Raw genomic sequence first — 13,682 nt, 5'->3', positions numbered from 1 at the left:
CCACAGGGCGGAGCCCAGCATTCCCGATTTATTCATCGCTGAACACTTTTGAAGGAGGCCCTCATGGCACCTCGCGTTCTCGTATCCGACGAATTGTCGGAAACCGCCGTCCAGATTTTTCGCGACCGCGGCGTCGAAGTCGATTTCGAACCGCAGCTCGGCAAGGACAAAGACCGTCTGCTCGAAGTCATCGGCAAGTATGATGGCCTGGCCATCCGCTCCGCCACCAAGGTGACGGAAAAGATCATCGAGGGGGCGACGAACCTCAAGGTCGTCGGCCGTGCCGGCATAGGCGTCGACAATGTCGATATCCCGGCCGCCTCGCGTCGCGGCATCATCGTCATGAACACGCCCTTCGGCAACTCGATCACGACGGCCGAACACGCGATCGCGCTGATGTTCGCCGTCGCCCGCCAGCTACCGGCAGCCGATACCTCGACGCAGGCCGGCAAGTGGGAGAAGTCGAAGTTCATGGGTGTCGAGATCACGGGCAAGACGCTCGGCGTCATCGGCGCCGGCAATATCGGCTCGATCGTCTGCGCCCGCGCCATCGGCCTGAAGATGCACGTCGTCGCCTACGATCCGTTCCTCTCCAAGGAGCGCGCCGAGGAGATGGGCGTCACCAAGGTCGAGCTGGAAGAGCTTTTCGCCCGCGCCGACTTCATCACGCTGCATGTGCCGATGACCGACAAGACGCGGGGCATCCTCAACAAGGAAGCGCTGGCAAAGACCAAGCCCGGCGTGCGCATCATCAACTGCGCCCGCGGCGGCCTGGTCGATGAGGCGGCGCTTGCCGAAGCGATCAAGTCCGGCCATGTCGCGGGTGCCGCCTTCGACGTGTTCGAGGTCGAGCCCGCCAAGGAAAGCCCGCTCTTCGGCCTGCCGAACGTCGTCTGCACGCCGCATCTCGGCGCCTCGACGACCGAGGCGCAGGAGAACGTCGCTTTGCAGGTGGCCGAACAGATGGCGGATTACCTCGTCAATGGTGCGGTTTCCAACGCCATCAACATGCCGTCGATCACGGCTGAGGAAGCGCCGATCCTGAAGCCCTTCATCCGTCTTGCCGACGTTCTCGGCGCCTTCGTCGGCCAAGTCACCGAAGAGCCGATCAAGGAAATCGAAATCCTCTACGACGGCATCACCGCCAACATGAACACCCGGGCGCTGACGAGCGCCGCGCTCGCCGGCCTCATCCGCCCGCAGGTCGCCGACGTCAACATGGTTTCGGCGCCGATCATGATCAAGGAAAAGGGCATCGTGCTTTCCGAGGTCAAGCGCGACAAGACAGGCGTCTTCGACGGCTATATCAAGCTGACGGTGACCACCGAAAGCATGACACGCTCGGTCGCCGGCACGGTGTTTTCGGACGGCAAGCCGCGCTTCATCCAGATCAAGGGTATCAACCTTGATGCCGATGTCGGCTCGCACATGATCTACATCACCAATACCGATGTTCCCGGCATGATCGGCTTCATCGGCACGACGCTTGGTGCTGCCGGCGTCAACATCGCCAACTTCCAGCTCGGCCGTGACAAGCAGGGCGGCGACGCCATCGCGCTGCTCTATGTCGATGGTAAGGTTGATGACGCCGTGCTTGCTGAGTTGACCGCCCACCAGGCGGTTCGCCAGGCAAAGCCGCTGACCTTCAATATCGACTGAGTTTTTCCTCCCGAAGAAATGAAAAACCCGGCGTAGGAGGCTGCGCCGGGTTTTTGCTGCGTCAAATGAATTTAGTGGTGCCGGCGTTTCCGGCGGAGGATTTTGCCGTAGCGGGCGACATCGTCTTCAGCCTTGGTGCGGTGAAGGAAGGCGAGCCTGCTGCCGTCGAGGCCCTGAAAGAATTCGTCCCAGGAAATCTCTTCCGGTTCCGAGGAAAAATCGACGCGGACGGTTTCGCTGTCCGGTGCGTTCTTGATCCGGGCGGGATGGCCGCCGCGTGCCTCGATCCAGTGTCTGATTCTGCTGTAATCCGTCGTCGTGCCGAACCTGCCCATGAAACCCTCCTCAGCAATTTCAATGCGACATCGATCACCCGCAACGCACGATCGACGGAATTGTTCCATGACGCCCAAATTATTTTATCGAGGGCCGAGATCGTGATGGCAGACCGCCGCTTTGCACATTCTGAAGGCGGAAGCCTAAAGTTTAACCCTGAGTATGATTCTGATTTTATTTAACTTTTCGCAGTATACCCCTGGCATCGGCATCAACGGCACGCGAAATTCCATGGCCCCCTTGCAGAAGACCGAGCAGACCGAAGCATTAAACGACGACTTCCGGTCATTGTTTGCAACGCATCCGTCGCCGATGTGGGTCTATGATCCGGCATCGCTGCATTTTCTCATCGTCAACGAGGCAGCGGTAGCACTTTACGGCTACGGCGCGGATGAATACCGGCGCATGACGGTTCTGGATATTCGCCCTGAGCATGAGCGGGAACGGATGAGCGACGCCGTCAGCGGCAGAACCGACATGGAAAAGGCGGAACGCTGGGTTCACCTCAAGGCGAGCGGCGAGACCTTCGAAGTGCTGACCTATGGCCGGGAAGTGCGTTTCGAGGGCCGGGCCGCAATCCTGGCGATCGTGCAGGACCGCACCGAGGTCAACGCCGCTAGACGCCAGATGAGCGATACGCGCTCGCTTCTCGACAGCATCGTCGACAACCTGCCGGTCGGCGTCTTCGTCAAGGACATGGAAGCGGACGGGCTTTACGTTCTCTTCAACGAGGCCTGCGGCGACATCGTCGGCATGAAGGCGGAGCATGTGGTCGGCCAAACCGACCGGGCGCTGTTTCCTCCCAGTCAGACAGACGCCTTTCGCGAGCAGGATCGCCGGGCCTTCGAAGCCAATGCGACGATCAGCTTCGAGGAGACCATGCTACGCGCCGATGGCGTGCCGCGCATCCTGCGCACCGTCAAACGCGCTCTGCCGACGCCCGAGGGTCATTCGCCGCGTTATCTGCTCGGCATCTCGCAGGACGTGACGGAGGAGCGCACCGTCGAGGCAAAGCTTGCCCATCTCGCCATGCACGATTCGCTCACCGGCCTGCCGAACCGGGCGGCATTTTCCAACCATATCAACCAGCGGGCGGTCGAAGCGACCGCCGACAGCGCGATCGCGCTGCTTTATATCGACGTCGATCACTTCAAGCATATCAACGACAGCAAGGGACATGCCGCCGGCGACGCGCTGCTTTGCCAAGTGTCGGAGCGGCTGCTGCAGCTGGCGGAGGAGGGTGATCTCGTCGCTCGTCTCGGCGGCGACGAATTCGCCGTCGTGCTGGAGCTCGACGAGCCGGAGCGGGCCGGGCGTTTTGCGCAACGGCTGCTCAAGGCGCTGAGCCATGCCTTCGATCTCGACGGCGCCCGGGAGCATGTCACCTGCAGTATCGGCATCGCCTTGGCGCCCGATCATGCAGGCGACGCGGATGTGCTGATGCGGCATGCGGATCTGGCGCTCTATGCCGCCAAGGAGAGCGGACGCTCGATTTACCGTTTCTACGAGACGGAGATGCGGCTTGCCGCCCAACGCCGGCACGTCATGACCGCCGAGCTGTGGGAAGCGCTGGAGAAGCGCCAGTTCGAGCTGCACTATCAGCCGATCGTGCAGCTCGACAATGACGGCATTGGCGGCTTCGAGGCGTTGATCCGCTGGCGCCATCCCAAGCGCGGGCTGGTGGCGCCGATGGAATTCATTCCGCTCGCCGAGGAAACCGGCCTTATCGTGCCGATCGGCGACTGGGTGATCCGGGAAGCCTGCCGCGCGGCGGCCGGCTGGCCCGCCCATCTGAGGATCGCCGTCAATCTCTCCGTCAGCCAGTTTCGGCATGCGAGCCTGCTTTCGACAGTGGTCGCGGCGCTCGACGAGACGGGTCTCACTGCCGACCGCCTTGAAATCGAAATCACCGAGTCCGTATTCCTGACCGATGCCGACCAAAGTCTGCCGCGGCTCCGCGCATTGAAGGCCCTCGGCGTCCGCATCGCCATCGATGATTTCGGCACCGGTTATTCGTCGCTGAGTTATCTCAGGTCCTTCCCCTTCGACAAGATCAAGCTCGACCGCAGTTTCGTTTCGGGCATCGAGACTGATGCCGGCAATCTCGCCATCGTGCGCGCCGTCGTCGGCATCGGCTCCGGCTTTAACGCGACGACGCTGGCCGAGGGGATCGAGACGGAAGAGCAGTTGCAGAAGCTGCGCGCGGAGGGCTTCAGTGAGGTGCAGGGTTATCTGCTCGGCCGGCCGATGCCGCAGCACGAGGCGGAGGCGCTGATCGACGGCCGTGCGCTGAAGGCCGCTTCGTCTCGCAGATAGAAGCGCTTAAGCGACAGCTGGGAGTGGCGTCCGAGGAAAGGCATGCCGCCGGATGCCATCAAGCATTCGTCATTTTGAGAAAGGCGGGCGAAGCCGCATAATTGTCGTGGGCTGGAAAGGAGGATGTTTTATGAAACGCTTTTCATTCTCGATGATCGGACTGGCGCTCGTAACCGCCATCATCGCCAATCCGGGCATTGCATTCGCCTGCAACAAGCTGATCGGCACCTGAGCCGCACCCCCGCTCGAGGGCGCGGCCTCGGCTGCGCCTTCTCTTCACGCGGGAATGCGAAATATTGCTGCCTGAATGCTGCCCCTTGCGCCCAAGGGCAATCCTTTCTATATCGGTGCCTCATCGAGAGACGGCGGCCGATCCCGCGGGAGATCAGCAATCCGCCGCAATTGCAGCGCAAGGGCGGATCGTGACCGCGCAGAATTGGCACCATCGTTGAACACACTGGATTTTGACAAGAAGCCGGAAGAGACCCGCGTCGTCGTCGCCATGTCGGGCGGCGTCGATTCATCCGTTGTCGCCGGCCTTCTCAAACAGCAGGGTTACGATGTGCTCGGCATCACGCTGCAGCTTTACGATCATGGCGCCGCCGTTCACCGCGCCGGCTCCTGCTGCGCCGGCCAGGATATCGACGATGCGCGCCGCGTCTGCGAAACGCTCGGCATTCCGCATTACGTGCTCGACTACGAAAAGCGTTTCCGCGAGACGGTGATCAACCCCTTCGCGGAAAGCTATGTGGCGGGCGAAACGCCGATCCCTTGCGTTTCCTGCAACCAGACCGTCAAATTCGCCGATCTGCTGGCGACCGCCAAAGAGCTTGGCGCCGATGCGCTAGCGACCGGCCACTATATCCGCTCGGGACGGAATCCTTCGCCGGAGAATCCCGGCCGCCGCGCGCTTTTTCGCCCGGCCGATGCCGACCGCGACCAGAGCTATTTCCTCTTCGCCACGACGCAGGAACAGATCGATTATCTCCGCTTTCCTCTGGGCGGTCTGCCGAAGGCCGAGACCCGCAGGCTCGCCGAAGAGATGGGCCTTGTCGTTGCCAAGAAGGCCGACAGCCAGGACATCTGTTTCGTGCCGCAGGGCAAATATTCCGACGTCATCACCAAGCTGAAGCCGAATGCGGCGCTTGCCGGCGAGATCGTCCATCTCGATGGCCGCGTGCTCGGTAGCCATGAAGGCATCCTGCACTTTACGATCGGCCAGCGTCGCGGCATCGGCATCGCCACCGGCGAGCCGCTCTACGTCGTCTTTCTCGACGCCCGCTCGCGCCGCGTCATCGTCGGGCCGAAAGAGGCGCTGGAAACGCACCGCGTCTACCTGCGCGACGTCAACTGGCTGGGCGACGAGACGCTTGCGGAAGCAGCCGCCGGCAAGGGCTTTTCCTGCTACGCCAAGGTCCGCTCGACACGGGCGCCGGCGCCCGCCGTGCTGCATGTCGATGCAACCGGCACCTATGTCGACCTGACGGTCGGCGAGGCGGGCATCGCGCCCGGCCAAGCCTGCGCGCTTTATTCCGCGCCCGGCGACAACGCCCGCGTCTTCGGTGGCGGCTTCATCGAGCGCTCCGAGCGCGAACCTTCGGCGGAAGCCTGCCTGAAGGCCCTTCTGGCCAGCCCCGTCGCCGCCTGAAACCCATCGGTAACGACGGCCGGCAAAGCCCACCGTTTTTCTCGATCATGCGCTTGACACAAAGCCGAAGCGCACCTTATAAGCCGCTCATCCCACGAACCGGCATCGCTTCGCGAGCGGGTATCGTTGACCAGTGGCGGAGTAGCTCAGTAGGTCAGAGCAGAGGAATCATAATCCTTGTGTCGGGGGTTCAAATCCCTCCTCCGCTACCATCTTTATTGCCGACACCTACAACTGAGGCGGCAGAAGCGGGATAGATACGTCCGCGCAACATCAGCGGAGTGACGACGCAACTCTCTATACGCAGGCTCAGGCCCATCGCCGATGTTCTTATTATGTTCGTATCTGGACGCGCGTAATCAATCTGGGTCAATTGCTTTTTTAGGTGTTGCTGATGAAGTACGGTCATGACAAAGCCGCCTCGCAAGCCTTCCAAGCCGCTGCTCGGTGAAGCCGACGCCCCGCTCCGCAGCCGACCGCGCCGGCGCCGAGATCCCTGCACAGCCCAATCTTCCCTTCGATCATATGCCCGAGCGCATTGAGCCGTGCCTTATGCTGTTGAAGGCAAATCCGCCGAATGGCGACGACTGGATTTTTGAAATCAAATGGGATGGCTATCAACCATCTTCCGCATAGAGCCGTCTGGATCTGGTGAAATAGCGATACACCGGATAGTAGTGTTATGGATTTCCAGGAGGAGTCCATTTGGCTACACCGTCAACCATAATGGCTACAAAAATTTATGCGTCCACCGGCCAATGCGTATTCTGCCTAGAATCGTTCTCACCGGGCAGCCTTACGGATGAACACATCATCCCAAGGGCACTTAATGGCAGTTATATTCTAAAGAAGGGGACCTGTGTTGAATGCGCAGCCTACTGCAATAAGAGGTTCGAACAGCTGGCGCTGAATACGGACCTCCTCGTTCCCCGAATAATGCTAGAGCTTCGGCGCAGAAAAAAAACCGAAAAGAAATTACCGCTCCTTGGCCTTGGAAATGAAGGATCAGAGGACTTCCGGTGGGTGGAGGCACAGGCAGTACTTTACCCTCCCATCATCACGTTGATTATGTTTCAGTCTGCTGGCTTGCTATCTGGAGTCGACCGGGGCGGCAATCTATCCAACCTGAGCATTCAAGACTATTTTCTTCCAAGGGGGCTAGGGGCTCTTGAGTTTTCTAGTTTCACTATGAGGCAGCCTCACAGACACACGGAATTCTCGCTTTCCATAGCAAAGATGGCTTACTGCTTTGCTGTTGGAGAGCTTGGCGTCGGCGGGTTCGACGGCGGCGATATCCGTGATCTGATCATGGGAAGGCGCGAAGACAACTACAACTTTGTCGGCGGCATTTCCCAGGAAGAGCAGTTAAGCCAGGCGCACCTGCATGGCTTGTATCTCCGAACTCGGGGTGAGTTCCTTACGACAATAGTTCATCTGTTTGCTTCGTGCAAAATGAAGCCCTACGAGGTAGTTGTAGGCAAAATTCCAAAAAGCATCGGTACAACATAGTGCTCTGCATGTGGGGAGCACAGTGGGCCGATATGTTGGGCGTCATTTGAAGGGCTTTGTCAATCAGAACAAAGCCGCGTTTCATCGTTAAGTTGTGGATTAGCTCTTAAAGTCGTTATGCTGGCGACACCTGGCGTTGCCAACGTGCAGATTGAATGATTCCATATTCTGCCCTGTGGAAGGAATTCAGAGAGTGACGGTAGATATCAGCCAAGAGTTTGCAGATCGTCTGGTCAACTCCCCATCGGAAGGGTTGAACGTCGAGATAAAGCGTTGGATCGATCCTTCCGAGCCTTCTGGAATCGCTAAGATCGCAATTGCGTGCATGGCGCTGAGAAACCGCAACGGCGGTTATCTTGTGATCGGTCTGGATAACGAGTCGATGGAGCCAGTTGACGACGGGAAGCCTCATAATGTTCGGGCATCCTTCCACATCGATATAATTCAACAGATCATCTCAAAATATGCTTCCGTGGCATTCGAAGTTGCGGTGGCCTTTGCGAAACGTAGCGAACAAGAGTTCCCAGTTATCGCAATCGGAAGCGGTGTGCGCGCTCCAGTGGCAGCCTCTAAGGAACTGAGCCTCGCCGGCAAACCCCTGATAAGGCAACATGCAGTGTATTTCAGAACACTCAATGCAAGTGGCGTTGCAGGCTCTTCACCGGCCCGTTACTCAGATTGGGCAGATATCGTGGAAATTTGCTTCGAAAACAGAGAGGCCGATATCGGGCGGTTCTTGAGACGGCATTTGGGCGCTGAGGGTACCTCCTCTTTTTTGGAAGTCGCAGGGGGGAAGCAGTCTCTAAGCAAGCGAGAGGAAACTTTCGCTAAATTGAACACCCACCAGGAGAGAATGTTGGAAGCCCTCGCTGGGAGGGGGCAAGGCCTACTTGGGCAACAAATGGGCTCCTGGAGTGTGCTTCTTCAATTCGATCCGCCTCTGCCTCCGGGCGGGTCCGCACATGATTTCCTCAACACGGTTGGGTCGGCGAACCCGCAATATACGGGCTGGCCCGTTTGGCTGGACTCCCGCGGCTTCCACAGAGAGGAAGACCGGCCACGGCTGGTTGATAAGGTCTGGCAGAGTCTTGTTCTTAATCTTGGCGGAGGATGGGGCAAGCATGCTGATTTTTACCGCTTCGATCGTCACGGCGAGTTTTACCTATGGCGTGTCCTTGAAGACGATCTAACGGACAAGGTAAAGCCGGGCAAATATATAGATCCAGGGCTGATGATGTACCGAGTCCTGGAAGCGATCACCGTCGGACTTGCATTTGCGAAGGCTTTCGGACGTGGGGAAGAGACTACGCTCCTATTTGCGTTCCGATGGTCGAACCTTGAGCAAAGAGAGTTGGATCCCTGGGCGGACCGTAGCAGATATTTTTCATCTCATGGCAAGGCGATGGGCGCCACCGCAGAAGGTTACGTCGAGATACCTGCAGATACGCCTCTCGAAGCAGTAGCTATTTATGCGCAAGCGGCTACCCAAGAATTATTTGAGCTTTGGGATGGTTGGGAATATCCGTTGCCGGCTGCCGAACAGCAACTTGATCGTCTGTTGAAACGGCGTTTATAATTGCTCGCTTCACTTTGATCAATCGAGACGCTTCGCCTTTGATCTTCTAGCGCGAGCGAAGACCGCAGCCACATCGTCCTCTTGAGCACGCGCATTGACGAGTTCGCTCTCGAGGGCGCTTGTAGATTGGCAGGCACTTGCGGCCTTCATCGCCGAGCTGGACGATTATTTCAGCAAGGCGATTCAGTGCGCGTTCGATGCGCTCTGCCGTGATAGGCTTGTCTCCCTTGAGATCCTTCACAATCATGTACATCCTTAGAGCTTTAGGTGACGCTTTTCGCAAGAGTACAGCCTTTGTTCTCGTCCGCGCATTCGATGGCTTTCGCCGGTCTGACGTCTCGAAGTCGGTCGTTGTCAGGCTTGGAATGGTGTGGGTCACCGCGAAGGTATTCAAGGATTGCGTCGCGCAGTGAGACCTGCCAGTTTCCGAAATCAATCAATCCGGGGGAATCCAGTCGGCGATAAGGACCACGACGGTCCTCCGCTACCATCTCCTCATTGCAGAATTAGCGATTTTGCAGCTCAATTTTGAGCTGGTTCCGACGGCCGTGATATCACACTGCTGGCAGCGCCAAACGTCGCGGCGAGTGGACAAAACCAGTTGCGCCCCTGATCTGCAGATTTCCGCCAACGGCGAGGACAGGCCTATCTGTAGAGCGTCAATAGCAATAGAGGCATCTTTGTCGCCCAAAAGTGAGATGCGACAGCGATAATAATAGCCCATACGGCGAGCGAGAACATGACCGCCGCTAACCTGATCCCGACTGGCTGCATCATTTCCTCCATCCCAGCATAACCGTGCCTCCTCGCACGATCCAATGCTAGCAAGATCCAGGCCCGTCAGCTATCGCAAGAAATTGGTACCCAGATAGGCGCCGCAGAGCGCAGTCGGTGAAGGCGCACAGATTTCGGTGATGCGGCGCCCTTTCCCCATCCATCAAACGATGAAATGAAAGTTGTCGTATTGCGCGCCGTAATAATCCGGGCCGCTCGTTTCGTTGATGACGGGTTCGGTGTCGAGCACGAGAGAGTCGATTTCGCCGTAGGCGCTGAGATCGATCACTTGCGGGTCATGAATGCTGTCGGCGGTGACGTTGACCGTGACCAAGAATACGGTATCGCCGTCCAGCTTACCTTCGATCGTCAGAACGTTGTCATAGTCCGATGTGCCGTTTGCGACACTGAATTGCTCGATCTGAAAGTTGCCGCCATCGGCGGCTTGGATGGGTGTCCAGAACACGCCTCCTCCCAGATAGTGGTTGCCATCCGCTTCCTCCCGCACAGTCGCGTCGTCACCATCGTACCAGGCGCCCCAATCGAAGCCTTTGTAGCCAGTTGGGAAGTCACTTTGGCCAACATCCTCGAAGTTGGCGAACACATCGCCGCGTTCCGGCAGATCTATTGCGATACTGAACGCGCCGACGTCGGTGGCGCCTTTGCCGTCTGATATCTTGAAGGTGAATTTTTCGACCAGCTCATCTCCCGGTCCGAGCGCTGCGACCACCGGGTTGGAGTGATCGAGCGCGTAGGTGTAGCTGCCGTCGGAGTAAACGGTGAGCGTACCATACTCTCCTTCGATCGTCGTGCTTGTGGCCGGGGATCCATTGGCCGGTTGCGGAATGCGCTGTCCATTCACGAAATTGAGGCGTACCGCATCTCCGTCGACATCGGTGGAACTGGTATTTTCGAGGATGTCACCGCTAATCGGGTCGTTGATATCGAAAACAGGCAAGTATACGTCACCTGCGACCGGCTTGTGGTTTGCCATTTCTACCTCCCGTGTGATGTTCAATTCGACTATGCAACCCTATCGGGTATCTGGCAACCGAAATTGACGCAGCGGTAGAGCAATTCCGCCCGTCAATCCAACAGATTTCGATCGGGTACACCTCGAGCATTCAAGTAAAGAAAGCGGCTCGGACGTCGATCCTGTTTATGAACCAGGATTTACGTCTGGTCTTACGTTGCTGCCGCTTCATCGATCATGGTGTTTCTCGCCTTTTCAGGCGATCCATCAATTCGGCCAGCGGAAAACTTTCAAGCATGATAATAATGACCGCTCAATCATGACGTCGTCATGACGATATACTGCATGAATTGCTCTGCGCGCCAAGGGCAATTTTGGAGGCGAAAGGGGAGCAATCAGCAGAGCCTGAGCTTCTGCCGATCATCCCATCAATGCAGGCCGCCGACCCCGAGCAGGCTCTCGACAGCCTCGTGATCCCTGGTGAGATTTTCCGGCGTTCCCGTCCAGGCCAGTCGTCCTCGTTCGAGAATGACGACCTGATCGGCGAAATCGAGCGCGCTCTGGATGCGCTGCTCGACCAGCAGGATGGTCATGTCTCCCGTCTTGGCGAGGTCGGCAAAGGCCGCCATCAGTTCCTCGCAGATAACGGGCGCGAGGCCCTCCAGCGGTTCGTCGAGCAGCAGGACGGAGGGGCGGCCGAGAATGGTGCGGGCGGTGGAGAGCATCTGCTGCTCGCCGCCGGAGAGCTGGCTGCCGAGATTGCGGCGGCGCTCCTTCAGGCGCGGGAACATCGCATAGGCTTCCTCCAGCGCCGTCTTCGGTCGCGCCTTCAAGCCGACGAATAGGTTTTCTTCGACCGTCAGCGTCGGGAAGACGCAGCGTGCCTGCGGCACATATCCGAGGCCCTTGTGCGCGCGTGCAGCACTCGGTGCCGTCGTGACATCCGAATCGCCGAGGCGGATGCTGCCCTCGTATCGCCTGGTCTGCCCGGCAAGCGTTGCCAGCAGCGTGGTCTTGCCCATGCCATTGCGGCCGAGCACGGCAAGCCGGGCGCCTGCCGGCACCGAGAAGGAAATGCCTTCGAGCACTCTCGTCGGCCCATATCCGGCCGACAGGTTCTCGACCTCAAGCGATATGGCTGGCATTGGCATAGCTCCCGAGATAGGCCTCGCGCACGCGCGCATCCTTGGTGACGTCTTCCGGCAGGCCATCGAAGATGATCGTGCCTGATGCAAGCACGATGACGCGTTTGGCAAAACGGAAGACGAGATCCATGTCGTGTTCGATCATCAGCACAGCGAGATCGGCGGGCAGATCGGCGAGCGCCTGCTCGATGCGGCCGGTATCGCTCTGCGGCACGCCGGCTGCCGGCTCGTCGAGCAGCAGCACTTTCGGCTTCAGCGCCAGCGCCACGGCGATCTCGAGAAGTCGCTGCTGGCCATAGGCGATTTCGCTGACCTTGCGATGCATCAGGAAAGCCAGTCCGAGTTTTCCAAGGAGATCATCGACCTCGGCCATGACATCGGGCATGCGCAGGAAATTGCCGAACATGTGCCCGGTCTTTCCATCGCGCTGAAGGACGGCAAGTCCCACATGTTCGGCCGGCGTCATGTCCTGGAAGAGCCGCGTCACCTGAAAGGAGCGGACAAGGCCGCGTCTGACCCTGCCGATCGCATCGACCTTCGTCACCACCTCGCCGCCGAGACGAACCTCGCCGGAATCGGGCGATAGATTGCCGGTCACGAGGTTGACGAAGGTGGTCTTGCCGGCGCCGTTCGGGCCGATCAGCGCGATGCGATCGCCAGGCGACATGGTGAGCGAGACATTATTGGTGACGGCCAGGCCGCCGAAGGCTTTCTTGAGATTGGCGACTTCGAAGACCGGGCTCATCAGCGCTGCTCCCTGCGGCGGCCAACGAAGGCTGCGGCCGTGCCATAGAGACCTTTCGGCGCAAAGAGCACGACGGCGATCAGCAGCGCGCCGACCATGGTCAGCCAATGGAAGGGATTGGCGGCGGAGACATAGTCCTCGAAGAGCATGAAGATGAGAGTGCCGGAAAGTGCTCCGAAGAGAGAACCGGTGCCGCCGAGCACTAGCATGACCAGCGCTTCGGCCGACTGCGTGAAAGACAGGCTGTCGAGGCCGACGACCTGTGTCGAAATCGCGTTCAAGGCGCCGCCGACACCGGCAACGGCGCCGGAGATCGCGTACATCCTGATGAGAGCTGCCTTCGGCGAGGCGCCCATGGCGCGGATGCGCAGCGGGTCCTGCTTGATGGCGCGGCAGAGCATGCCGAAGGGCGAGCGAACCAGGACCCTCAGCAGCACGAAGACGATCAGCAGCAGCGCCATTCCGAAGAAGAAGGCGGTGTGACCGTAGAGATCGAATTCGAAGAGACCGAAGACCGGGTCCGGCGCGATGCCGGAAAGTCCGTCGCTGCCGCCTGTCCATGACGAGGCCTTGTTGGCGAATTCATGGAAGAGGTTGATCAGCGCAATCGACAGCACCAGCTGCGGCAGTCCATGCGCACGCAGGATGATGGCGCCGCAGAGCAACCCGGCAACCGCGCCACCGGCAATGCCGGCCAGCATCATCAGCAGCGGGTCATTGATGCCGTAATGCGCCGACAGGATCCCGGCGGCATAGGCGCCGGAGCCGAAAAGTGCTGCATGGCCGAGCGTTGCGACGCCGCAATAACCGGTCACGAGATCGAGAGACAGGACGAGCAGCGCGATCGTGATCATCCGGGTCAAAAGTGCGAGATTATCGGGGAAGGCGAAATAGCCGATCGCGGCAACGGCTAAGATGACCGCTATTCCGATAAGATCGCGGCCGATAAACCCGCGCCGATGCTGGAGACCTTCGTTTTCGTTGTTCATGACAAGCGCCAT

The 13,682-nt window shown here is 59.0% G+C and carries 11 protein-coding genes, 1 tRNA gene and 1 pseudogene; 7 read left to right on the top strand and 6 right to left on the bottom strand.

What is annotated here, in order from left to right; all coding sequences use genetic code 11:
• Window positions 1-63: 63 nt before the first annotated feature.
• On the top strand, window positions 64-1,659 hold the full coding sequence (gene serA / locus AC244Q_RS18220) for a phosphoglycerate dehydrogenase (RefSeq protein ID WP_012758842.1): 1,596 nt from the start codon (window positions 64-66) through the stop codon (window positions 1,657-1,659).
• Between the two features lie 71 nt (window positions 1,660-1,730).
• On the opposite strand, the gene AC244Q_RS18215 is transcribed toward serA, so the two are convergent.
• Window positions 1,731-1,994: a hypothetical protein gene (locus AC244Q_RS18215; RefSeq protein ID WP_113548287.1), complete on the bottom strand. Its 264-nt coding sequence runs from the start codon at window positions 1,992-1,994 to the stop codon at window positions 1,731-1,733.
• Window positions 1,995-2,157: 163 nt separating this feature from the next.
• On the opposite strand from AC244Q_RS18215, the gene AC244Q_RS18210 reads away from it, so the two are divergent.
• The 3 genes from AC244Q_RS18210 (at window position 2,158) to AC244Q_RS18200 (ending at window position 6,171) form a co-directional block, all read left to right on the top strand.
• On the top strand, window positions 2,158-4,311 hold the full coding sequence (locus tag AC244Q_RS18210; RefSeq protein WP_128406026.1) for a putative bifunctional diguanylate cyclase/phosphodiesterase: 2,154 nt from the start codon (window positions 2,158-2,160) through the stop codon (window positions 4,309-4,311).
• A gap of 448 nt (window positions 4,312-4,759) precedes the next feature.
• On the top strand, window positions 4,760-5,959 hold the full coding sequence (mnmA, locus tag AC244Q_RS18205) for a tRNA 2-thiouridine(34) synthase MnmA (protein ID WP_128406027.1): 1,200 nt from the start codon (window positions 4,760-4,762) through the stop codon (window positions 5,957-5,959).
• A 135-nt stretch (window positions 5,960-6,094) separates the two neighbouring features.
• Window positions 6,095-6,171, top strand: a tRNA-Met gene (locus AC244Q_RS18200).
• On the opposite strand, the gene AC244Q_RS18195 is transcribed toward AC244Q_RS18200, so the two are convergent.
• A complete protein-coding gene (locus tag AC244Q_RS18195) occupies window positions 6,150-6,368 on the bottom strand; it encodes a hypothetical protein (RefSeq protein ID WP_128406028.1) in 219 nt (72 codons plus the stop codon). The genes AC244Q_RS18200 and AC244Q_RS18195 overlap by 22 nt on opposite strands.
• On the opposite strand from AC244Q_RS18195, the pseudogene AC244Q_RS18190 reads away from it, so the two are divergent.
• The 3 genes and pseudogenes from AC244Q_RS18190 to AC244Q_RS18180 form a co-directional block, all read left to right on the top strand.
• A pseudogene (locus AC244Q_RS18190) lies at window positions 6,367-6,580 on the top strand (non-homologous end-joining DNA ligase); the annotation flags it as partial. The gene AC244Q_RS18195 and the pseudogene AC244Q_RS18190 overlap by 2 nt on opposite strands.
• An 84-nt stretch (window positions 6,581-6,664) precedes the next feature.
• Complete coding sequence (locus tag AC244Q_RS18185) at window positions 6,665-7,468, top strand: HNH endonuclease (RefSeq protein WP_128406029.1); 804 nt, start codon at window positions 6,665-6,667, stop codon at window positions 7,466-7,468.
• A gap of 193 nt (window positions 7,469-7,661) precedes the next feature.
• Window positions 7,662-9,044: an ATP-binding protein gene (locus AC244Q_RS18180; RefSeq protein WP_128406030.1), complete on the top strand. Its 1,383-nt coding sequence runs from the start codon at window positions 7,662-7,664 to the stop codon at window positions 9,042-9,044.
• Window positions 9,045-9,981: 937 nt separating this feature from the next.
• Here the strand turns inward: AC244Q_RS18180 and AC244Q_RS18175 are convergent.
• From AC244Q_RS18175 to AC244Q_RS18160, 4 genes are all read right to left on the bottom strand, one after another.
• Entirely contained in the window at window positions 9,982-10,812 is an 831-nt protein-coding gene (locus AC244Q_RS18175; protein WP_128406031.1) for a VCBS domain-containing protein, read from the bottom strand.
• Between the two features lie 407 nt (window positions 10,813-11,219).
• The gene (locus AC244Q_RS18170) at window positions 11,220-11,936 is read right to left on the bottom strand and encodes an ABC transporter ATP-binding protein (RefSeq protein ID WP_128406032.1); all 717 of its coding nucleotides are present in this window, start codon (window positions 11,934-11,936) and stop codon (window positions 11,220-11,222) included.
• Window positions 11,917-12,681, bottom strand: coding sequence for an ABC transporter ATP-binding protein (locus tag AC244Q_RS18165; protein WP_128406033.1), 765 nt, complete (start codon window positions 12,679-12,681; stop codon window positions 11,917-11,919). The genes AC244Q_RS18170 and AC244Q_RS18165 overlap by 20 nt, the downstream gene beginning before the upstream one ends.
• Window positions 12,681-13,682: a branched-chain amino acid ABC transporter permease gene (locus AC244Q_RS18160; RefSeq protein WP_017995072.1), complete on the bottom strand. Its 1,002-nt coding sequence runs from the start codon at window positions 13,680-13,682 to the stop codon at window positions 12,681-12,683. The genes AC244Q_RS18165 and AC244Q_RS18160 overlap by 1 nt, the downstream gene beginning before the upstream one ends.

The sequence above is a fragment of the Rhizobium sp. CB2179 genome, assembly GCF_057653455.1.
Note: the sequence above shows the minus strand (reverse complement) of the source record. Positions and strands in the feature narration are given on the sequence as shown.